The 18,783-nt window shown below is 57.7% G+C and carries 19 protein-coding genes and 1 riboswitch; of the genes, 7 read left to right on the top strand and 12 right to left on the bottom strand.

Annotated features, from left to right (window positions below; all coding sequences use genetic code 11):
- Positions 1–24: 24 nt before the first annotated feature.
- The 12 genes from GOW48_RS12395 to GOW48_RS12340 all read right to left on the bottom strand — a co-directional run bounded on the left by GOW48_RS12395 (position 25) and on the right by GOW48_RS12340 (position 9,842).
- A complete protein-coding gene (locus tag GOW48_RS12395; RefSeq protein WP_170754184.1) occupies positions 25–282 on the bottom strand; it encodes a hypothetical protein in 258 nt (85 codons plus the stop codon).
- Positions 283–295: 13 nt separating this feature from the next.
- Positions 296–997, bottom strand: coding sequence for a NapC/NirT family cytochrome c (locus GOW48_RS12390; protein ID WP_170754182.1), 702 nt, complete (start codon positions 995–997; stop codon positions 296–298).
- Positions 998–1,026: 29 nt separating this feature from the next.
- Complete coding sequence (locus GOW48_RS12385) at positions 1,027–1,464, bottom strand: nitrate reductase cytochrome c-type subunit (protein ID WP_170754180.1); 438 nt, start codon at positions 1,462–1,464, stop codon at positions 1,027–1,029.
- 12 nt (positions 1,465–1,476) lie between these two features.
- Positions 1,477–2,394 carry a quinol dehydrogenase ferredoxin subunit NapH gene (napH, locus tag GOW48_RS12380; RefSeq protein ID WP_170754178.1) on the bottom strand — a complete coding sequence of 306 codons (918 nt, stop codon included), beginning with the start codon at positions 2,392–2,394 and terminating at the stop codon, positions 1,477–1,479.
- Entirely contained in the window at positions 2,391–3,209 is an 819-nt protein-coding gene (napG, locus tag GOW48_RS12375; protein ID WP_170754176.1) for a ferredoxin-type protein NapG, read from the bottom strand. Before napG ends, napH begins: the two co-directional genes overlap by 4 nt.
- A gap of 27 nt (positions 3,210–3,236) precedes the next feature.
- Positions 3,237–5,729, bottom strand: a complete 2,493-nt coding sequence (gene napA, locus GOW48_RS12370) for a nitrate reductase catalytic subunit NapA (RefSeq protein ID WP_170754174.1) — start codon at positions 5,727–5,729, stop codon at positions 3,237–3,239.
- Positions 5,726–6,019 (bottom strand): chaperone NapD, encoded by a 294-nt coding sequence (locus GOW48_RS12365; protein ID WP_170355149.1) that lies wholly within the window; start codon positions 6,017–6,019, stop codon positions 5,726–5,728. The genes napA and GOW48_RS12365 overlap by 4 nt, the downstream gene beginning before the upstream one ends.
- Complete coding sequence (gene napF, locus GOW48_RS12360; protein WP_170355148.1) at positions 6,016–6,531, bottom strand: ferredoxin-type protein NapF; 516 nt, start codon at positions 6,529–6,531, stop codon at positions 6,016–6,018. Before napF ends, GOW48_RS12365 begins: the two co-directional genes overlap by 4 nt.
- A 192-nt stretch (positions 6,532–6,723) precedes the next feature.
- The gene (locus GOW48_RS12355; protein ID WP_170754172.1) at positions 6,724–7,737 is read right to left on the bottom strand and encodes a FecCD family ABC transporter permease; all 1,014 of its coding nucleotides are present in this window, start codon (positions 7,735–7,737) and stop codon (positions 6,724–6,726) included.
- Between the two features lies 1 nt (position 7,738).
- The gene (locus tag GOW48_RS12350) at positions 7,739–8,686 is read right to left on the bottom strand and encodes an ABC transporter substrate-binding protein (RefSeq protein WP_170754170.1); all 948 of its coding nucleotides are present in this window, start codon (positions 8,684–8,686) and stop codon (positions 7,739–7,741) included.
- Positions 8,683–9,486 (bottom strand): ABC transporter ATP-binding protein, encoded by an 804-nt coding sequence (locus GOW48_RS12345; protein WP_234899475.1) that lies wholly within the window; start codon positions 9,484–9,486, stop codon positions 8,683–8,685. Before GOW48_RS12345 ends, GOW48_RS12350 begins: the two co-directional genes overlap by 4 nt.
- Positions 9,486–9,842, bottom strand: coding sequence for a DUF1636 family protein (locus tag GOW48_RS12340; protein ID WP_170754165.1), 357 nt, complete (start codon positions 9,840–9,842; stop codon positions 9,486–9,488). Before GOW48_RS12340 ends, GOW48_RS12345 begins: the two co-directional genes overlap by 1 nt.
- A 102-nt stretch (positions 9,843–9,944) precedes the next feature.
- Positions 9,945–10,148, bottom strand: a riboswitch (cobalamin riboswitch).
- Between the two features lie 126 nt (positions 10,149–10,274).
- On the opposite strand from GOW48_RS12340, the gene GOW48_RS12335 reads away from it, so the two are divergent.
- The 7 genes from GOW48_RS12335 to GOW48_RS12305 all read left to right on the top strand — a co-directional run bounded on the left by GOW48_RS12335 (position 10,275) and on the right by GOW48_RS12305 (position 18,780).
- Positions 10,275–10,922 (top strand): helix-turn-helix domain-containing protein, encoded by a 648-nt coding sequence (locus tag GOW48_RS12335; RefSeq protein WP_331251812.1) that lies wholly within the window; start codon positions 10,275–10,277, stop codon positions 10,920–10,922.
- Between the two features lie 181 nt (positions 10,923–11,103).
- Positions 11,104–11,997 carry a class II glutamine amidotransferase gene (locus GOW48_RS12330; RefSeq protein WP_170754161.1) on the top strand — a complete coding sequence of 298 codons (894 nt, stop codon included), beginning with the start codon at positions 11,104–11,106 and terminating at the stop codon, positions 11,995–11,997.
- A gap of 1 nt (position 11,998) precedes the next feature.
- The gene (locus GOW48_RS12325) at positions 11,999–12,682 is read left to right on the top strand and encodes a GltB/FmdC/FwdC-like GXGXG domain-containing protein (protein ID WP_170754159.1); all 684 of its coding nucleotides are present in this window, start codon (positions 11,999–12,001) and stop codon (positions 12,680–12,682) included.
- An 11-nt stretch (positions 12,683–12,693) separates the two neighbouring features.
- Positions 12,694–14,022 carry an FMN-binding glutamate synthase family protein gene (locus GOW48_RS12320; protein ID WP_170754157.1) on the top strand — a complete coding sequence of 443 codons (1,329 nt, stop codon included), beginning with the start codon at positions 12,694–12,696 and terminating at the stop codon, positions 14,020–14,022.
- 71 nt (positions 14,023–14,093) lie between these two features.
- A complete protein-coding gene (gene glnT / locus GOW48_RS12315) occupies positions 14,094–15,422 on the top strand; it encodes a type III glutamate--ammonia ligase (protein WP_170754155.1) in 1,329 nt (442 codons plus the stop codon).
- 131 nt (positions 15,423–15,553) lie between these two features.
- Positions 15,554–16,354 (top strand): enoyl-ACP reductase FabI, encoded by an 801-nt coding sequence (gene fabI, locus GOW48_RS12310; RefSeq protein ID WP_414478931.1) that lies wholly within the window; start codon positions 15,554–15,556, stop codon positions 16,352–16,354.
- Positions 16,355–16,365: 11 nt separating this feature from the next.
- The gene (locus GOW48_RS12305; RefSeq protein WP_170754151.1) at positions 16,366–18,780 is read left to right on the top strand and encodes a DUF3141 domain-containing protein; all 2,415 of its coding nucleotides are present in this window, start codon (positions 16,366–16,368) and stop codon (positions 18,778–18,780) included.
- Positions 18,781–18,783: the final 3 nt, after the last annotated feature.

Here is an 18,783-nt window from a genome sequence, read left to right as displayed (position 1 = left end):
GTTCGCGTCGCCGATACCGTTTGGTTAGACAGTCGCACCTTTGATGCGGATCGCCGATCCAAGTGCTCCGGCGCAGAAGCCGACGACGACTGCGATAACCAATTCGATGGTCTGGATATTGGCAAAGGACCAGTGTGCGAAGATAAGCGTTTCAAGCACACCGACGACACCGCCTATAACCGCGCCTAGCATCAGGTTGCGGGTCATCATACCCAGCGCAAGGCCCAAGATGCCCGGCAGGCTGATAATGTTGGCGCCGATTGTTCCCAGAAGTTCAAGCATATCGTGCCCTTTCTCAGTCGGCCTGCTTGGTCAGGAATGACCGGATTTCTGCGCTGCTATCAGCAACCTGATCTTGCAGCGTTCCAGACGCTTTGCTCGCCAGAGTTTCCGTCACCTCTTGGTATTGTTCCAGGTATCCGGGTGGCAGGCTGTGTGCGATGCCCTGATGGCAGTCGATGCATGTCATGTTGTTGTCGATCGCCCTTTGGTGTTCGGACGCGGCGCGGGTTTCCTGAATAGTGAAGTCCATGTAGTCGAAATTATGGCAGTTGCGGCATTCGCGACTGTCCGATGCCTTCATCTTTTTCCACACAGCCGAGGCCATACTCAGACGATGGTCTTCGTATTTTTCAGGCGTACTGATTGTGCCAGCCAACTCGTGATAAACGTCTTTGACAGCCATGATCTTGGCCTTGATTTTGTGGTTCCATTCATGGGGAACGTGACAATCCGAACAAATAGCCCGGACGCCCGAGTGGTTGTTATAGTGAACCGTTTCGCGGTATTCGCCCAGATTGGTCTCCATCGTGTGACACGAGGTGCAGAATTCCTCGGTGTTGGTCAGTTCCAGGGTCCAGTGGAACCCGCCCCAGAACAGGATGCCAGCCAGAAAACCTGCCAGCACCAGAAAACCCGAGCTGAACATGACGGCCGGTGTCCAGATCGCGTTCCAGATGCGGCCTATCCAGCCGCGTTTTTCGGGGGAGTCTGCCATGTCGGTGCTCCTTTCAGTCAAGCGTTGGATCAGTTTCCGGAAGAAGGTTCAAAAACATTGTCGACGAGCGCGGGCGTGTCTGCCTGCGGAACATGACACTGATTGCAGAAGTACCGAGTACCGGCGATTTGATCCAGTTCACGTCCTTCGCGATCCAGGTAGTGCGTCATCGATAAAGTGGGTGCGTTGCGCTCACCGGCCTTTGTCCAGTCGTGGCAGGACAGGCATTGGTTGGTCCGCAGATCAATCTGGTACTGGTCGATTGAATGCGGGATCAGCGGAGGTTGCTGTCGGTAATTCCTCTGCATACGCCCTTCGATAGTGCGGTGGACCTGATCGAGTGGAACGGGTTCATCAACCTCGGCCCCGCGCAGGGCTTCGACTTGCGCGGATTGGGCAAAGGCGAAACTACTCAGAAGTAAAACGGGGATCAGGGCGGTGACGCCGGTCAGGATTGGCTTGTTCATCTTGGCACTCCCTTAGGTAGGTCTGGCTGCGCGCCTCTCGGGCGCGGGAACGGGATCGAAAGGCGCGGCGACCTGGTCGTCGAACCGGTGAGTAAACTTGAAGACATCGACCGCGCAGACATCGATACAGCGGCCGCAATTCGTGCAGTCGGGCGACAGGATCAGCGGTGTGGTGCCGGTTTTGCCGCGTAACGCGGGTGAGATGACGTGGTTTTCCGGGCAAACGGCAAAGCAATCCATGCAGTCGTCACAGACTGCGCGATTGTGCGCGCTGACACGCAACATCGCTTTGCTGCCGATCAGGCCATAGAATGCTCCGACCGGGCACAGGTGCCCGCACCATCCGTGGCGTGACACGAACAGGTCGAAGAAGAAGATCGCAACGATCATCGCCCAGACAAAGCCCGCGCCGAAAATCAGCCCGCGATGCAGCATGGTGATCGGGTTGATCAGCTCCCATGCGATGACGCCGGTCAGACCCGAGACGATCAGCACCGTAGCTAGGATCCACAGCCGGGTACCGCGTTTGGGTTGCCAGCCTTTCGGCAGATCCAGCTTGCGGTGCAGCCAATGGGCGGCATCGGTTACGGGGTTGATCGGGCAGACCCAGGAACAATAGACGCGCCCGCCGATCAGCGCGTAGACGACCAGAACTATCAGGCCTCCGATCAGGGCGGTAAGCTCGGGCCAGTGCCCGGCAACCACGCTTTGCAGTAGCACAAGAGGGTCGGTCAGCGGCAGCACGCCAAGGGTCAGCGACCCGGCCAGCGTGCCCTGAACGATCCAGATGCCAAACCACGGGCCCAGCAGAAACAGAACCAGAAAGAACAGTTGAGAGGCACGGCGCAGCAGCAGGTATTTGTGCGCGCCGATCCAGCCTTTGACTTCGATGGCTTCCTGTCCGACAGGCATATGGGTGCGGGTGCTCATTGTCCGGCCCCCGGCAAATTGTACTCCGGCGCAAAGCCGCCCGGCGTGACCAGATTATCGGTACCCGGTCCGGGCAGGCGGTCGGGCAGGTCGATGATACCTTCGACCACAGGCGCGCCTTTGGCGGCTTTTTCTTCCCAGCCTTTGCGATAGTGGTCGGCACTGCTACCGCGTGCCAGCCGGGTAGGCAGAACCTTGATCGCGGCTTCCGGTAGAACGCAGCTTTTCTCGCACATTCCACAACCGGTGCAGCGGTCGCCGTGTACGGTAGGGAGGAACAGCGCGTGGTGACCCGAACGGGTGTTGTGCGCGGTCTCAAGCGTGATTGCCTCGTCAATCACGGGGCAGACGCGGTAGCAGACGTCGCACCGCAGCCCCAGGAAGTTCAAGCAGTTTTCCTGATCGACCAGAACGGCCACCCCCATGTCGGCGTCGTCGATGTTGTCCAGCGAGGGGTCCAGCGCCCCAGTGGGGCAGGCGGCGACACAGGGAATGTCGTCACACATCTCGCAGGGCACGTCACGAGCGGTGAAATAGGGTGTGCCGGTGGCGACGGCATCGACGCCAAGCTCGGCAAGTTTCAGCGTGTCATAGGGGCAATCCCGCACGCAAAGGCCACAACGGATACAGGCGGACAGGAAGTTTTGTTCCGGCAAGGCTCCGGGGGGACGCAATGCCTCGGCTGGTAACGCCCGCGCGTCGCGTGCCAGCCAGGCCAACATGGACCCGGCCGCCACGCAGCCGCCTGCGGCGCGCGCCGAGTCCTGAAGGAACCGGCGCCGCTGCGGCGAGAGGGGAGAGCCAACACCAGACATGAGACTTACCTTTGCCTTGCCAGTCTCTTACGCGCGCTCAACCTTGCAGGCGCATTTCTTGTAGTCGGTTTCCTTCGACAGCGGGCAGGTTGCATCCAGCGTCAGCTTGTTGGTCAACTGGTGCTCGTCAAACCAAGGCATGAAGACCAGCCCACGTGGCACCTTGTTGCGCCCGCGGGTTTCGACCCGGCTGGTCACCTCGCCCCTGCGAGTGGACAAAACAATTTCCTGACCGCGCCGCAGACCGCGATCCCGGGCGTCGTCGGGGTGCATGAAAACAACAGCTGACGGGAAGGCGCGGTGCAATTCCGGAACCCGACGGGTCATCGAACCCGAATGCCAGTGTTCCAGGACCCGGCCGGTGCAAAGCCACAAATCGTATTCATTGTCCGGCTCTTCAGCAGCAGGTTCGTAAGGCGCGAAGATAATTTTGGCCTTGCCGTCCTTGTGACCATAGAATTTCACGTCGGCCCCTTCGGGTACATAGGGGTCATAGCCTTCGCGGAAACGATAAAGCGTTTCTTTGCCGTCCACGACCGGCCAACGCATACCGCGTGCCTGATGGTACATTTCGAACGGTGCCAGATCGTGCCCATGACCGCGCCCGAATTCGGCGTATTCTTCGAACAATCCTTTCTGCACGTAGAACCCAAAATGCTCTGCTTCGTCATTGTCGAAACCTTCGGCGGTTTCAGAAAGCGGGTATTTGTCAACATTCCCGTTCTGGAACAGAACCTCGAACATCGTCTTGCCGCGATGCTCTGGCATCTTGGCCAGCAGCTCTTCGCCCCAAACTTCTTCTACGGTGAAGCGTTTCGAGAATTCCATCAGCTGCCAAAGGTCGGACTTAGCCTCGCCCGGCGCTTTAACCTGTTGATGCCAGAACTGAGTGCGGCGTTCGGCGTTGCCATATGCGCCTTCTTTCTCGACCCACATAGCCGTTGGCAGGATCAGGTCAGCTGAAACTGCGGTGACGGTTGGATAAGGGTCTGAAACTGTGATGAAGTTTTCAGGATTGCGATAACCGGGGTACCCTTCCTCATTGATATTCGGGGCGGCTTGCATGTTGTTGTTGCATTGAACCCAATACGCGTTCAGCACCCCGTCTTTCAGCATTCGGTGTTGCAAAACAGCGTGGAAGCCCGGTTTTGGCGGGATTGTACCTTCGGGAATTTTCCATGCGGTTTCACAAATCTCGCGGTGCTCGTCATTCGCGACAACCATGTCCGCGGGCAGGCGGTGGGCAAATGTGCCAACCTCTCGGGCGGTGCCGCAGGCAGATGGTTGGCCGGTCAGCGAGAAGGGCGAGTTGCCGGGTTCGGAAATCTTGCCAACCAAAAGGTGGACGTTGTACATCAGCGAATTCACCCACGAACCACGCGTATGCTGGTTGAAACCCATGGTCCAAAGGCTCATGACTTTCCGGTTTGGATCTGCATATTGCTTCGCAAGTTTCTCAAGCTTGTCAGCGGGAACACCCGAGAGTTCAGATACATATTCCAAAGTGTATGGCTCAACAGCTTTGGCATATTCTTCGAAGCTGATGGGTTCCATTTTGCCCGAGTTCGGGTTTTCCGCGTCTTGCTGAAGTTGGTTTTCGTCGCGCAGGCCGTAACCGATATCGGTTGCCGTCTTGGTGATGTTTACGTGCTTTTTGACGAAGTCTTCGTTCACCGCACCATTCTGAATGATGTAGTTTGCGATATAGTTCAGGATCGCCAGATCTGTCTGTGGATTGAACACGATGCCATTGTCCGCCAATTCGAAAGAACGATGTTCAAATGTTGACAGGACATGAACTTCGCAGCCCGGTTTGGTCAGACGCGTGTCTGTCAGGCGCGACCACAGGATGGGGTGCATTTCGGCCATATTGGAACCCCACAGAACGAATGTATCTGCGTGCTCGAAATCGTCATAGCAGCCCATCGGCTCATCTATGCCAAAGGTCCGCATGAACCCAACAACAGCCGAAGCCATACAATGGCGCGCGTTGGGGTCGATATTATTCGAGCGGAAGCCAGCTTTCATCAGTTTGGCGGCGGCATAGCCTTCCCAGACCGTCCACTGACCCGAGCCGAACATGCCCACGCTGGTCGGGCCTTTCTTGGCCAGCGCCTCTTTCCACTTGGCGGCCATGACATCAAAGGCTTCGTCCCAGCTGACCGGTTCGAACTCGCCATTCTTGTCGTATTCACCATTGGTTTTGCGCAGCAACGGAGTGGTCAGGCGGTCTTTGCCATACATGATCTTGGACAGGAAATAGCCCTTGATACAGTTCAGGCCGCGGTTCACCGGCGCGTCCGGGTCGCCCTGAGTGGCCACAACGCGGCCTTCCTTGGTGCCAACCAGAACGGAACAGCCCGTTCCGCAGAACCGGCACGCGGCTTTGTCCCAGCGGATATCCGGCGTTGCCGCCTGAGCGTCGGCTGCGCCTGTGGCCAGCGGAATACCGGCGGCCGAGGCTGTGGCTGTGGCCGCAGTGGCCTTGAGGAATGTCCGGCGTGATTCAGAATGTGTCATAGCGTGAGCCTCCGGCTGGTGGTTTGGCTTGGGGCATCGGGACGCGGGCGGGTCTCTGCGAGGTCCTCGAAATGGTGATAGGTCAACGTCAGAGACACGACCCCTGGGATCTGGTGCAGATCCATGATGGTCTCGGACGCAAGGCGTTCAGGGGTATCTTCGACAACGACGACGAAACGGCCGTCTTCGGTCTGGGCGTGGAGTTCGACGCCCGGAGTTGCGGCCATGGATTGCGCCGCATTGGCAGCATAGTCCGGCGCGACATGGGCAAGGCAACCGCAGATGTTCATTGTATCGCTTCCATTTGAGGTTGAGGGTTATGCTTCAGTGTAAGTGCGTCAGCAGGACAAAGCGCCTCGCACAATCCGCATCCATTGCACGCGTCAACATTCAAAGCGGGTTCCGCGCGCCCTTGGGTTTGGAGCGAAAATCGGATTGCGTTCTGCTCGCAATTGTCCTGACAGATGCGACAGCTGACGCCGTTCATGGATAGGCATGCTTGCTTTTCAAGCGACGCGCGCCATGGCCACAGGGCCAATCGGCTGATATCAAGCGCCGGTGTTGGGCAGGCTTCGGCGCACGCGCCGCAAAACGTGCAGGGATTTTCGGTTGGAGTGAACGCGGGAAATCCATCTGCCGCGATTGAAAGAACGCCTTCGGGGCAAGCCACGACGCAGTCTCGGCATTTTGTGCATTGATCATAAAAGACCTGGCCGACCGATCCCGGAGGCCGGGCTATTTTGCCGTCCTCTTCTTGAAATCGGGCGCGCAGGAAAGCGCGACGGGTCGTCACTTGGTCCATTTTAGACCTGGCTCTCGTCGTTTCTTTTGTTTGCTAATTTCCGCTTAGCGTTTTTGAACCGAGCCGGTTTTGATTTAGATCATTTTTTGGGCACTCTTAAGGTTGATCTAGGATATATTTTAAATGAATGTCGGAATTTGACAGGTGACCACAGTTTGCAGCCCAAGAATGAGTGAACAGGCTCCGTGTGACCTACCGTTTCGCGTTTGCAGTTCTCAGCAACAAAATGAACACGAAAACGGACCCTAACGAGGTGGTCACTATGCCGACCGGCAGTTCTTGCGGGGCCAGCAGCAGCCTGCTGAGGATATCGGACCCGGTCAGCAGAACAGCGCCGACCACCGCGGCCGCAGGGATTAAGTGGGTGTGCAGTGGTCCGGCAATTCCGCGCGCGATATGCGGAACCATCAGCCCGACGAACCCGATCACCCCGGCGACTGAGACAAATACAGCCGTAGCCAAAGCGGCAACAAAGAACATCTTGAACCGCAGTGACTGGACCGGGACACCCAGTGTCGACGCCGTCATGTCACCGGTCAACAAGGCGTCCAGCCAACGGCTGCGATATAGTGAATAGGCCAGAATCAGGACCAAACCCGCGCAGACGAGCGGAAAGGTTTCCCAACGCGCCAGACCCAATCCGCCCAGCATCCAGAAGATGACAGAATGCGCAGCACGGTTGTCACCTGCGAAAATCAGGTAATTAGTCAACGCCGAGAACAGAAACGACACGGCAAGCCCAGCCAGGATGAGCTTTTCCGGTGCACTGGTTCGCAGCCCGTGGACAAGAGCCAGCACAATGCCTGAGGCCACGAGACCCCCACAAAATGCTGCTATCGGCAAAGTCCAGAACCCCAGTATGTCACCAGTCACCGTAATGACGAACACCGCCCCCGCCGCCGCACCAGAGGAAAGACCGAACAGGAACGGGTCGGCCAGATCGTTTCGGGTAGTCGTTTGCAGCACAACTCCAACAACTCCGAGGCCAGCGCCGATCACGGCGGCAAAAAGCGCGCGGGGCAGGCGCAGGTCGAAGACGATACGGTGAAGGGGTGACATGTCTCCCTCGACCAAACCAGCGCCGAGCATAATAGCTGAGACCGTATCGGACAGAGGAATGGATGTGGTTCCGTATATTGTCGAAACCAGAAGAAGGGCGGCCAGAATGACCACCCCGATCAAAAGTGTCAGCCCCAGACGGCCCAAATCAGTTCAGGCCCGTGCGCATGGCTGCTGCCAATTTTGCGATGGCCTGAATGTTTGCCGGCCCAGGGGTCAATTCTTCGTACCGCAAACCGATCCAGCGCTCGTTTTTGACCGCGTCGGTTTGTGACATAACAGGGTGTTCTTGCAGAAACCTGAACGTATCCGCCGCTCCGTTTCCGGTTTGATAATCCAACAGCACTAAAAATTCAGGGTTCGCGGCTGCCACGGTTTCCCATGACGTGCGACCCCAGCTTGTGTCCATATCACGGGTAACATTGAGACCACCCGCCGCTGCTATCATTGCGTTGGGGATTGCGTATTTCCCAGCAGTGAACGGAGCGTCCGCTGGGCCATCCAACAGAAACACTCGAGGTTTCGGTAAGTCTGCGGTTTTTGCCTCGATTGCGGTCAGTTCATCCTTCCAACCAGATACAAGCGCTTCGGCCTTGTCTTCGACATGCATGACTTTGCCCAGCCGCAGAATGTCGTCAAACAAAAGGTCCATGCTGGCCTCGGGGCGGTCTTTATGCAGATGAACGCAGCTTTCAGTCAGGATCATGGTTTTGATCCCGAACGGGGCAAGTGTTTCTGGCGTTACATCACCACCGGGACGCATTCCATAGTACCAGCCGGCGAAGAACAGATCGGGTTCTACCGCGACAATATTTTCCACCGAGGGATATTTCGGGGCCAGTTCGGGGATATCTCCACGTAGTGTGTCGAATTCAGGACTGGTTTTGTACCAGCCGGTGATGCCCGTGAGGCCGACGATTTTGTCTTGCAGACCCAGCGCAAAGGCCATGTCGGTCATGTTCATGTCATGTACGACCAACCGTTCGGGCTGGGTTTCAAACACCAGCGGTTCACCACAATTGTCTACGGTCACTTCATGCGCAGCAACACCGCCCGCCATGGCCATAACCAGAGCCACGGACAAGATATGTTTCATTTTGGAAATCTCCTGGAGGGTTGGGAAACAGTGGTTTTTCGTATGTCCAGCGCGGGGATCATCCGACCGTCGTGCTGAAAGAACAAGTAGTCGACGCCGAACGTGTCGCGCACATGTTGAGTCGTCAGGACCTCGGAAACAGGGCCAAACCCGGTCAGCCGGGTAGATTTCATCAACGCGACATGGGTGGCGAATTCGGGGATCATGACAATGTCATGGACAATCATTATGACGGTTATCCCCAGTCCAGCGACCAGCGACAACATCCGCCCTTTGGCGTCGGGATCCAAATGGTTCGTCGGCTCGTCCAAAAACAGAAGAGTAGGGTTCTGTGCCAGCGCACGCGCGATATGGGCGCGCTGACGTTCGCCACCCGACAACACTGCCATGCGCTTGTCGGCAAGCTCCAAAAGGCCGGTCAGGTCCAGAATTCGCGTCAAGTCGTTTGCGTGATCTTCAGAGGAGCGGTCCGAGCGAATTGGAATTTGCCCAAGTGCCACATAGTCACGCAGATGCAAGCGCCCATCGGGATATTCCTGCTGACTGACGACGGCAATTTTTCGGGCGCGCTCCGTCGCTGACAGTGTCTTCAAGCTCTGCTCTTGCACCAGAACGTCGCCTTCGGACAGAGCTTCAGCGCCACAAAGTAAGTTCAGCAGAGTGGTTTTGCCAGCGCCATTCGGACCGGCAATGGCCAGAACCGACCCCTCTTCAAGGTCGAACGAGATGTCTTGCAACAGAACGTCACCGTGAAAAGAATAGTAGGCTACACCACGCGCCTGCAGGAAGGGTCTGGTCATCATCGAGCTCCTCGAACAGCCAACGCCGGCATGCGCGCCAATGTCTTGGTTATCAGAGGCGCCGGCCTGTCTGTGGCCTTTGTCCAACCAGTTGCGCTGCCCAGGTATTGCGCGGCGAATTGGGCAAGAGCATTCAGCTCTTGCTCGGTGCCGATATCACCAAACAGGTATTGGGCTTTTCCTAGGGCCTGAAATCCGACAGTGACCGGGTGATCGCATCCAGCCATACAGTCTACTGTGCGCACTGCGAAACCCGCAGGCAATTCAGGGCACAAGGCATCCGCAATGTGCTGCGCTGCCTCCAAACCCTGACAGGTCGCGCAGATCAGAACAAAATGATCAGTGGGCTCGGCCATCAAGCGTCTGTTCCACGGCCGCTGGGGCCGTACTGAAACGCGGTCGCGCATAAAGGCGTACGAGGTACCATCAAGCCTCCTTCCAGGACGCCCCGCCCCGGGTTGGTTTCGGTTGCGATGGCAGGTCTCCTGACTTGCGGGTCGAGGCTTGGCCACCCTTCCCGACATTATTCATGTCAGTGGGATATTGGCTTCGCTCACCGCCTACAGTTGCGGGGGCAGTTACGGACTTGGCACTTAAACCTCACCGTATTCCCTTTTCACCGCTGGAGCATGCCCCAGGGAACCATCAAATGCGTCACTGCCCGAGATCAGATCGCCGGTCAACACAAATCACCGGAGGTTGCGCAGGAATGTAGTTTTGAAAATATGTTTCCCTTCAAGAAAATTGCAGGCGATAACGACGAAGCGAAAGGCGTTAAGGATAGGTTGGTGAAAGCATCAAACGATAGGTCCAAACCTCAGTTTTCTCAGGATCCCCACAAGGTCAGGGACCCCGGTGAAAAGAACCTCGAAACGGCGATCGGTCGTGAAATCCGCGCGTTGAGGTTGCAGCAGGGCGTGACAATTGCGGAATTGTCGGGGCTGACCGGGTTATCCATCAGTATGCTGTCAAAAATCGAAAACGGCTACACATCGCCTTCATTGACGACGCTACAATCGCTGGCCAATGCTCTGAGCACACCGATCACTGCATTTTTCCGCAGATATGAAGAAACCCGAAACGCAACCCACACCAAAGCGGGAAAGGGCGTTGAAACAGAGAGAGCCGGGACACGCGCAGGCCATCAATACAGCCTTTTGGGTCATATGGGGTCTAATGCCAGTGGTGTTGTGGTCGAACCCTATCTGATCACGCTGACGGAAGAGTCCGACACTTTCCCGACGTTCCAGCATGACGGGATTGAAATGCTCTACATGCTTGAAGGCGAAGTCGATTACAGACACGGCGATCAAATTTACCTGCTGGAGCCGGGTGATACGTTGTTCTTTGATGCGGACGCACCGCATGGACCCGAGGTGCTGCGCAAACTGCCAGCCCGCTACCTGTCGATCATCTCATATCCGCAGACGCGTTAGTCACGATTCGGCGATTGATAAACCGCTGCTGAGGTTTTGCGGGGTTGCTCTCCGTGATTTTTGAATGCGGGAGAAATAGATAGCCGAAAATATTCCCCTTATGAATATTAATTTCCCTTTGTTGATAACCTGAAGTTCAGGTGTTAGCGTCTGCCCAACTCAACACAGGAGAAGCTGACGCATGTGTGGAATTGTCGGCCTTTTTTTGAAGGACAAAACGCTCGAGCCTCAATTGGGCGCGATGCTGACAGATATGCTGATCACAATGACAGATCGCGGCCCGGACAGCGCCGGGATCGCGATTTATGGACCTGTCGGAGATCAGGCGAAGCTCACCGTGCAATCCGACAATCCGGACGCGGATTTTCAGACTTTGGCCGAAGATTTGGCCGATGTCTTGACCAGCCCCGTCAGCTTGGGTCGCAATGACACTCATGCGGTTCTGAGCATGGCCAACGACAAAGTCAGCGCTGCGCGGCAGGCCCTGAGGGAATTGCGCCCTGGCCTGCGGATCATGTCCGACGGCGATGCGATCGAAATTTACAAAGAAGTTGGATTGCCTCGGGAGGTGGCGGAGCGGTTCCAATTGACCTCGATGTCCGGCAGCCACGGGATTGGCCATACACGCATGGCCACTGAATCCGCTGTCACCACAGAAGGGGCGCATCCGTTCAACACCGGCGCGGATCAGTGCTTGGTGCACAACGGATCGCTGTCCAACCACAATGCGCTGCGCCGCAAACTGATGCGCGAAGGCGTGCGGATCGAATCCATGAACGATACCGAGGTCGGCGCGGCCTATCTGACATGGAAAATGCAGAACGGGGCCACTCTGGGCGAAGCGCTGGAAAGCAGCCTGCACGACCTTGATGGGTTCTTTACCTTTGTGGTCGGCACCAAGGATGGGTTCGGCGTGGTTCGCGACCCCATCGCCTGCAAACCGGCGGTAATGGCCGAGACCGATCAATATGTGGCCTTTGGCAGCGAGTACCGCGCCTTGGTCAAACTGCCGGGGATCGAGGACGCCCGCGTCTGGGAACCCGAACCCGCCACCGTCTATTTCTGGAGCCACTGACATGCAGAGCTATGACGTTGCAGAACAGGGCCTGCGCGGGCTGAACGCCGCCCTTCAGGCCCAAAGCACCGAGACAAACCAGACCCAGTGGCAGGTTCAGAATCCCAAGGGCAGCCATGCCATCGCCGTCGGACTGGATGCTCCGATTGAGGTCACGGTCAAAGGCTCAACCGGCTATTACTGCGCGGGGATGAACCAGCAGGCGACCGTTCGGGTCGAAGGCTCGGTCGGGCCGGGCGTGGCCGAGAATATGATGTCGGGCACGGTGATCGTCGAAGGCGATGCTAGCCAATATGCCGGGGCAACCGGCCATGGCGGGTTGCTGGTGATCAAGGGCAATGCCAGCTCGCGCTGCGGGATTTCCATGAAGGGGATCGACATTGTGGTGCATGGCAATATCGGCCACATGTCCGCCTTCATGGCGCAGGCGGGGACGCTGGTGGTCTGCGGGGATGCGGGCGACGCGCTGGGGGATTCCCTGTACGAGGCGCGGCTGTTCGTGCGCGGCTCGGTCAGAAGTCTGGGCGCGGATTGCATCGAGAAAGAGATGCGCCCCGAACACCTGACCCTGCTGGCGGACCTGCTGGAGCGCGCAGGCGCAGATGCCAAACCCGAAGAGTTCAAACGCTATGGCTCGGCCCGCCAGCTGTATAATTTCGATGTCGACAACGCGGCAGAATACTGAGGAAGACCGTTATGGACGATCACACACCACGCACGATGCCGATACAGTCTGAGACGTTTTCCAACCCGGTCAACGCGGAAATCCGGCGGGCGGCGGCTACGGGCATTTATGACATTCGCGGTGGCGGCGCGAAACGCAAGGTGCCGCATTTCGACGACCTGCTGTTTCTGGGGGCCTCGGTCAGTCGTTATCCGCTGGAAGGTTATCGCGAACGCTGTGACACCTCGGTCACGCTGGGCACGCGCTTTGCCAAGAACCCGATCCAACTGGATATCCCGATCACCATCGCGGGCATGAGCTTTGGTGCGCTGTCAGGCCCCGCGAAAGAGGCGCTGGGTCGCGGCGCGTCCGCTGCGGGCACCTCGACCACTACGGGCGACGGCGGCATGACACCTGAAGAACGCGGTCATTCCAGCAAGCTGGTCTATCAGTATCTGCCCTCGCGCTATGGCATGAACCCCGACGATCTGCGCAAGGCTGATGCAATCGAGATTGTGGTGGGTCAGGGCGCCAAACCCGGCGGCGGCGGGATGCTTTTGGGTCAGAAAATCAGCGACCGCGTGGCCGAGATGCGGACCCTGCCCAAAGGGATCGACCAGCGCTCGGCCTGTCGGCACCCGGATTGGACGGGCCCGGATGACCTTGAGATCAAGATCTTAGAGTTGCGCGAAATCACCGGCTGGCAAGTACCGATCTATGTGAAGGTCGGCGCGACGCGACCCTATTACGACACGGCGCTGGCGGTGAAAGCCGGGGCTGATGTGGTGGTGATGGACGGGATGCAGGGCGGCACCGCGGCCACGCAGGATGTCTTCATCGAACATGTGGGTATCCCGACGCTGGCCTGTATCCGCCCCGCCGTGCAGGCATTGCAAGATCTGGGTGTGCATCGCGAGGTGCAACTGGTGATCTCGGGCGGTATTCGCAATGGCGCGGATGTGGCCAAGGCGATGGCTTTGGGCGCGGATGCGGTGGCCATCGGCACGGCGGCTTTGATCGCGCTGGGGGACAATGACCCGAAATGGGAGGCCGAGTATCAGAAGCTGGGCACCACCACCGGGGCCTATGACGATTGGCACGAAGGCCGCGATCCGGCGGGTATCACCACGCAAGACCCGGAACTGGCGGCGCGCCTTGACCCGGTCGAGGCCGGGCGGCGTCTGCGCAACTACCTCAAGGTCATGACGCTTGAGGCGCAGACCATCGCGCGCGCCTGCGGCCACAACGATCTGCACAATCTGGAGCCCGAAGACCTGTGTGCTCTGACGATGGAGGCCGCCGCCATGGCGCGCGTGCCTCTGGCGGGGACAGACTGGTATCCGGGCAAGCCGGGGTTCTGAGACAAGCGGGCGCGACCCTGACCGGGGCCGCGCCTTTTCTTTTGGGTTCAACAGGGAAAGGAAAGCCGACCATGACGACAGATCTGGCTGCTTTCGCCAAGGAAAAAGGCGTCAAATACTTCATGATCTCGTTCACCGATCTGTTCGGTGGACAACGGGCCAAACTGGTCCCTGCACAAGCCATCGCCGAGATGCAGATCGAAGGCGCAGGCTTTGCCGGGTTCGCCACTTATCTGGACATGACCCCGGCGCACCCTGACATGTTGGCGGTGCCCGATCCGTCCTCGGTCATTCAGCTGCCTTGGAAGCCCGAAGTTGCGTGGGTTGCGGCAGACTGTGTGATGGAGGGTGAAGACGTGGCCCAAGCCCCGCGCAACGTTCTGCGCCGTCTGATCGACGAGGCCGCCGCCGAAGGGCTGCATGTCAAAACCGGGGTCGAGGCCGAGTTCTTTCTGTTGACCCCCGATGGCGAACAGATCAGCGACCCGTTCGATACCGCCGCCAAACCCTGCTATGACCAGCAGGCGGTGATGCGCCGCTATGACGTTGTGCGTGAGATTTGCGATTACATGCTGGATCTGGGCTGGGGCCCGTATCAAAACGACCACGAGGACGCCAATGGCCAGTTCGAGATGAACTGGGAATTCGACGACGTTCTGCGCACCGCCGACAAGCATTCGTTCTTCAAGTTCATGACTAAATCCGTGGCCGAGAAACACGGGTTTCGCGCTACCTTCATGCCCAAACCGGTCGAGGGACTGACAGGTAATGGCTGTCACGCCCATATCTCGGTCTGGGATGCACCGGGGGCTGATGCCAAGACCAACGTATTCGCGGGTGAAGGTGACGGCCCGACCGGAGAAGTGGGCCTTAGCGAAAAGGGCAAACATTTCCTCGGCGGGATAATGAAACATGCCAGCGCGTTGGCTGCGATCACCAACCCCACGGTGAACAGCTACAAACGCATCAATGCCCCGCGCACCATGTCGGGCGCGACCTGGGCACCCAATACCGTGACGTGGACGGGCAACAACCGCACCCATATGGTGCGCGTGCCCGGTCCGGGCCGGTTCGAGCTGCGTTTGGCGGACGGGGCTGCGAACCCCTATTTGCTGCAAGCGGTGATCATCGCGGCGGGGCTGTCCGGGTTGCGCTCCAAAGCCGATCCCGGCCCGCGTCATGATATCGACATGTATGCTGAGGGTCACACCGTAACCGACGCACCGAAACTGCCGCTGAACATGCTGGACGCGCTGCGCGCCTATGACAGTGACGCGGGGCTGAAGGCGGCGATGGGGCACGAATTTTCCAGCGCCTACCTGAAGATGAAGCATCAGGAATGGAATTCCTTCGTCAGCCATTTCTCACGCTGGGAGAAAGAGCACACTTTAGACATCTGATTGGCAACCCGCCGATATTCAGCACACCTCTTGTGCGGTTGTTACATTCTCTTGTTATGCGGCGCTGCGGCATGGGCGGTTTTGGACGCTATGCCGTAGCGTAAACTTTGTGGTTTTGGGTGGAATCGCCTATGCTGCAGCGCAGAAAAAACGAGAGGATCGGCACCATGTTCCGCCTGGATGGAACGAAAGCGCTGATTATTGGCGTGGCCAATGATCAGTCGATTGCCTGGGGTTGTGCCCGCGCCCTGCATGCGCAAGGGGCCGAGGTCGCATTGACCTATCTCAATGACAAGGCCGAACCGCATGTGCGAGGCCTCGCGGATCAGGTCGGGGCAAAAATCGTTATGCCGCTGGATGTCCGAAAACCAGATCAGACGCAGGCGCTGCTTGATGAGATTGGCGCGCGGTGGGGTCGGCTGGATACACTGGTGCATTCGATCGCGTTTGCTCCGCGTGATGATTTGCATGGTCGCGTTGTGGACAGCTCGGCCGAGGGGTTTGCATTGGCCATGGATATCTCGGTCCATTCTTTTTTGCGTATGATCCGTCTGTCAGAACCATTGATGGATCGTGGCGGCACCTGCATGACGGTCTCGTTTCTGGGTGCCAGCCGGGTCGTTGAAAATTACAGTATCATGGGCCCGGTCAAAGCGGCGCTTGAAGCTGCTGTTCGATATGCTGCTGCGGAGCTGGGGCCAAAGGGTATCTCGGTTCACGCATTGTCGCCTGGCCCGTTACAAACACGGGCTGCCTCTGGGCTGGCTGAATTCGATGCCCTGCTGTCAGATGCCGCCGCCCGAGCACCCACGCACCATTTGGCGACGATCGAGGATGTTGGTGCCTATGCCGCTTTTCTTGCCAGTCGCGAAGCATTCAACGTCACCGGTGGGGTCCATCCCATCGACGGCGGATACAGTATCGTCGGTTAAAGGATGCCCTCATGATACCGAATACACATTCCAAGTCTCTGCAGTTCGGGTCCGATATGGCCCGCGATGCAGCCGTCGCAAATGACAGAACCTATAGTGCCGTTGAAAATGCGCTGGAACAATCGCAGGTCAAATGGAATTTGTTGTCAAAGTCAGCTGCGCTGCAGTCCAGTAAAATCGCGGCGGATCACTCCGAGCGTACGCGAAACCTGCTTCAGGGCCTTGCAGACGCGTCTGCGCGAATTGCTGGCTCATCATTCATTGCGAAGGATTGGGCGGATTACCTGAAGGACGCAAGCCAGCGGGTCGCTTTGACAATGGATGTGCTGCGTGAGCGCGGCGATATTTTCCTTGAACACGAAGCTGCTGGGTGCCCACCCGTATTGGTTTACGATTACGAAGTTGTGGTGGATGGCGCGCAGCTCAAGCGGCCTTGCAACTATCAGCTGTTGCAGATCGTGCCGCCTGAAGGTGTCAAAATCGACAACACCAAACGCCCGTATGTGATCATTGATCCAAGGGCGGGCCATGGTGGAGGAATAGGCGGATTTAAAACCGACAGTCAGGTCGGGGTAGCGCTATCCAAGGGGCACCCGGTTTATTTTGTCAGCTTTGGTCGTGACCCGGTGCCGGGCCAGACCCTAGCCGATGTCATGCATGCTGAGGCCGGATTTGTCAGAACGGTAAGCGCCCGCCATCCCAACAGTCCTCAACCTGTTGTCACGGGTAACTGTCAGGGCGGTTGGGCCACGTTGATCATGGCGGCCTGCAACCCCGATTTGACGGGCCCGCTTGTGCTGAACGGAGCGCCGATTGCCCCTTGGTCAGGCGAAGTCGGGGAAAACCCGATGCGGTACAATGCCGGAGTTCTGGGCGGCACATGGCAGCCGATGTTTTGGTCCGATCTGGGTGCTGGCAAGTTTGACGGTGCCAATCTGGTGATGAATTTCGAACAGCTGAACCCCAGCCGGAATTACTTTGGAAAGTACTTTGATCTCTATCGTGATCCCGAAGGCGGCCGCCAGCGGTTTCTGGACTTTGAACGCTGGTGGGGTGGTTACTTCATTTTGAACGAAGCCGAAATCCACTGGATCGTCGAGCAGCTGTTTGTGGGCAATCGTTTGGTCAAGAACACGGCGCAGCTGGAGCCCGGTGTGCCAATCGACATCAAGGCAGTGAAGGGCCCGATATTTGTTTTCGCCAGCCAGGGTGACAATATCACACCGCCTCAACAGGCGCTGAACTGGATTGCCGCAACCTATACCGACGAAGAAGAAATCCGCCTGCGCGGTCAGCGGATCGTTTACATGTTGCACGACGAAGTCGGGCATCTGGGTATTTTCGTATCGTCCAAAGTCGCGCGGAAAGAGCATACCGAGCTTGCCTCGACCCTTGAAACGGTCGAAGCCATGGCGCCGGGGCTTTATGAGATGAAGATCGAAAACGTCGAGGGCGAGGGGCTCGACAAGAAATTCGAAGTCCGCTTTTTGGAGCGGACACTGAAAGATGTGGCAGCGCTGGATGACGGGCAGCAGGACGAGACCTGTTTTGCTGCTGTAGCGCATATGTCGGAAACTCAGGCAAATATCTACGAAACCTTTGGCCGCCCTTTCGTGCAATCTGCGGTTACGCCGACCACGGGTCAGGCTTTGCAAGATCTTCATCCTTTGCGGCAGCAACGTGCGTTGGCGTCTTCCTCTCAGCCTGCGATGTTGCCCGTGAAAATGGCCGCTGACTTGGCCAAGGAAAACCGCTTGGTTGCTGCGCAGGACAATCCCTTTTTGCAATTGGAGAAACTGACAGGGGACTGGATCGAGCAGATGATGGACTTGGGCCGGGACCTGCGCGATGCCTGGTACGAAGCCGCGTTCTTTTCAATGTGGGGCGGCCCGGTGGCGACGTGGTTTGGGCGAAAAAATGCGGCCCATCGAACCTTGCCAGACCCTGAAGGACTGAAGGCCCTTCCCGAAGTGCAGGCCGCTTTGGCCCATATGAAACAAGGGGGCGTCGCCGAAGCTGTCGTCCGCATGTTGATCCTGCTGGCCTACAGCAATCAAAGTTTTCGCTCGGAAATATTGGATCGTTGGGCTCATGTGTTTAAACACGAGGATCCGTTCAAAGACCTGACGGTTGAACAGCGTCGCCGCCTTTTGCACGAACAGACGATCATAACGACGTTTGACGAACAAGGCGCCCTCGACAGTTTGTCTGATCTATTACCCGCCGAGGAAGAGCGCAGCAAAGCTGTTGATCTGATCGAGAGGATTGTTGGAGATATTCCGCAACCTACAACCGAGCTGATAGCTATGGTTCGAGACTTGCGACAAGTGCTTGACCTGCCTGCGCCAGAGCCTAAGACAGCAGCACTTCGGACATCAAAGACTCGCAGACCAGCAAAGCGGCCTGCTGAAATCAAGCAGAGTTGATAC

This window comes from Ruegeria lacuscaerulensis (assembly GCF_013033355.1).
Taxonomy (GTDB): Bacteria; Pseudomonadota; Alphaproteobacteria; order Rhodobacterales; family Rhodobacteraceae; genus Ruegeria; species Ruegeria lacuscaerulensis_A.
Note: the sequence above shows the minus strand (reverse complement) of the source record. Positions and strands in the feature narration are given on the sequence as shown.

Bases quoted from the DNA above. Each gene is read 5' to 3' on its own strand.
- GOW48_RS12325 (WP_170754159.1), top strand. From the start codon at position 11,999: ATGCAGAGCTATGACGTTGCAGAACAGGGCCTGCGCGGGCTGAACGCC.
- fabI (WP_414478931.1), top strand. From the start codon at position 15,554: ATGCTGCAGCGCAGAAAAAACGAGAGGATCGGCACCATGTTCCGCCTG.
- GOW48_RS12365 (WP_170355149.1), bottom strand. From the start codon at position 6,019: ATGAACATCTGCGGTTGCCTTGCCCATGTCGCGCCGGACTATGCTGCC.
- GOW48_RS12320 (WP_170754157.1), top strand. From the start codon at position 12,694: ATGGACGATCACACACCACGCACGATGCCGATACAGTCTGAGACGTTT.
- napH (WP_170754178.1), bottom strand. From the start codon at position 2,394: ATGAGCACCCGCACCCATATGCCTGTCGGACAGGAAGCCATCGAAGTC.
- napA (WP_170754174.1), bottom strand. From the start codon at position 5,729: ATGACACATTCTGAATCACGCCGGACATTCCTCAAGGCCACTGCGGCC.
- GOW48_RS12330 (WP_170754161.1), top strand. From the start codon at position 11,104: ATGTGTGGAATTGTCGGCCTTTTTTTGAAGGACAAAACGCTCGAGCCT.
- GOW48_RS12385 (WP_170754180.1), bottom strand. From the start codon at position 1,464: ATGAACAAGCCAATCCTGACCGGCGTCACCGCCCTGATCCCCGTTTTA.
- glnT (WP_170754155.1), top strand. From the start codon at position 14,094: ATGACGACAGATCTGGCTGCTTTCGCCAAGGAAAAAGGCGTCAAATAC.
- napF (WP_170355148.1), bottom strand. From the start codon at position 6,531: ATGGACCAAGTGACGACCCGTCGCGCTTTCCTGCGCGCCCGATTTCAA.
- GOW48_RS12350 (WP_170754170.1), bottom strand. From the start codon at position 8,686: ATGAAACATATCTTGTCCGTGGCTCTGGTTATGGCCATGGCGGGCGGT.
- GOW48_RS12340 (WP_170754165.1), bottom strand. From the start codon at position 9,842: ATGGCCGAGCCCACTGATCATTTTGTTCTGATCTGCGCGACCTGTCAG.
- GOW48_RS12345 (WP_234899475.1), bottom strand. From the start codon at position 9,486: ATGACCAGACCCTTCCTGCAGGCGCGTGGTGTAGCCTACTATTCTTTT.
- napG (WP_170754176.1), bottom strand. From the start codon at position 3,209: ATGTCTGGTGTTGGCTCTCCCCTCTCGCCGCAGCGGCGCCGGTTCCTT.
- GOW48_RS12305 (WP_170754151.1), top strand. From the start codon at position 16,366: ATGATACCGAATACACATTCCAAGTCTCTGCAGTTCGGGTCCGATATG.
- GOW48_RS12395 (WP_170754184.1), bottom strand. From the start codon at position 282: ATGCTTGAACTTCTGGGAACAATCGGCGCCAACATTATCAGCCTGCCG.
- GOW48_RS12390 (WP_170754182.1), bottom strand. From the start codon at position 997: ATGGCAGACTCCCCCGAAAAACGCGGCTGGATAGGCCGCATCTGGAAC.